General features: G+C 44.7%; 1 protein-coding gene. It reads left to right on the top strand.

Annotated features, from left to right (window positions below; genetic code table 11):
* Window positions 1-92 precede the first annotated feature (92 nt).
* Complete coding sequence (locus ZX61_RS00015) at window positions 93-1061, top strand: IS30-like element ISVa6 family transposase (RefSeq protein WP_082173325.1); 969 nt, start codon at window positions 93-95, stop codon at window positions 1059-1061.
* Window positions 1062-1091: the final 30 nt, after the last annotated feature.

Genomic DNA, 1091 nt, shown 5'->3' with positions numbered 1-1091 from the left:
CTTGGATTCAAGTACGAAGTGCGACACCTCTGAACATAAAAACAGTGAGATGCGATAATCATGAAGTTTGCTCCCGCCAAGAAGTAAAAAACATGAGATACACGCACCTCACTGAGAACGAAAGGTATATGATTTCTGCGCTCAGAAAGCAAGGAATTAGTACCGCTAAAATAGCTAAACAACTGGGTCGTCACAAAGCTACTATCTATCGAGAAATTGAACGTAATTCCCGATACAACAGACACTTTAAAAGGTACTCCTATCAAGCATGGAGAGCCCAACAGATGGCTCGCAACCGGCTAAGCCGCTCGCGCAGGAACAAGCGCTATAGCGAAATCGACTTCAGGTTACCTGAAGCCTTGCTACGACTGGATTGGAGCCCTGACCAAATCGTCGGATACCTAAGGGTAAGAGGCTATCCAACAATGAGCCACGAGCTCATTTATCAGCATATTTGGAACGACAAAACTCTCGGTGGAACACTATGGAAACACCTACGCCAATCGACCAAGAAAAGGCGCAAAAGATATAACTCAAAAGACAGCCGAGGTCGGCTGGCAGCAAAGCGTCATATTACCGAAAGACCTGCAAAAGCTGAGCATCGAAATGAGCCTGGCCATTGGGAAATTGATACCGTCGTTGGCCGCGGAACCAAGCACTGTATCGTGACTTTAGTCGACAGAATGACTGGCTACTCTTTTATTGGGCAAATGGACGACAGGACAAGCGAGTCGCTCAACGTAAGAATGAGCAAAATCATGACTCGCTCTGACTTACCTTTTAAGACGATAACTGCGGATAACGGCACTGAATTTCATGGTTATGCACAACTAGAAAAACATCATAACTGTCTGTTTTACTTTGCAAATCCATACCACTCATGGGAGCGAGGAACTAATGAAAACACCAATGGCTTAATACGACAATACTTACCAAAACGAACTTCTATGTCACACGTGACACAGAAGCTCTGCAATGAAATTGCACACAAATTAAATACGCGCCCACGCAAAAGACTTGGGTATAGGACACCAACGGAGTATATTCATGCGCATCTGTAGCAAGTGTCGCACTTCAAACTTGATACTAAG

This window comes from Vibrio sp. VPAP30, from assembly GCF_001188205.1.
GTDB lineage: Bacteria > Pseudomonadota > Gammaproteobacteria > Enterobacterales > Vibrionaceae > Vibrio > Vibrio bivalvicida.
This window is presented reverse-complemented; position numbering and strand designations above follow the sequence as displayed.